We start from the raw sequence: 399 nt of genomic DNA, 5'->3' as shown, positions 1-399 counted from the left end.
GTGTTCGTCCCTGCTCGGCGCCTCCTCCGGGGCGAGCGGTGCGCAGAACCGATGTTCCTGGTAATGGCCCCAGTGTTTCAGCTGCTCCTTCAGCGACAGGCTCATTTCCCGCCCCCAGCGCGCGCAGCGGCCATCCTCTCCATCTGCTCCAACTTCACCGCCTGCTGCCGCGCCAGCGATGCCGACGTGCGGTACGCCTGTGCGGTCGTAGACCGCTGTCCCCGATCCCGCCACAACAGGCGGTCGAGCCGATCCGCCTGCTGGTCGAGGGTGTCGGCAAAGAGACGAAGTGCCTGAGACCCCGAAGGGATGTAGTTACTCATCGTCACGCTCCTGCCAGTTTTTCCGCAGGTTTGGCTGCCGTGCTGCTCCTACCGAGCGCAGGGTTTTGCGCTCTGG

Annotated in this window: 1 protein-coding gene; it reads right to left on the bottom strand. The window is 65.2% G+C overall.

Going from position 1 to position 399, the window contains the following annotated elements:
* Positions 1-101: 101 nt before the first annotated feature.
* Positions 102-323 (bottom strand): hypothetical protein, encoded by a 222-nt coding sequence (locus D7X55_RS42275; protein WP_121725808.1) that lies wholly within the window; start codon positions 321-323, stop codon positions 102-104.
* Positions 324-399 lie beyond the last annotated feature (76 nt).

The sequence above is a fragment of the Corallococcus sp. AB049A genome (assembly GCF_003668885.1).
GTDB classification, from domain to species: domain Bacteria; phylum Myxococcota; class Myxococcia; order Myxococcales; family Myxococcaceae; genus Corallococcus; species Corallococcus interemptor.
The sequence above is the reverse complement of the archived record's forward strand: the minus strand, read 5'-3'. Positions and strand labels throughout refer to the sequence as shown.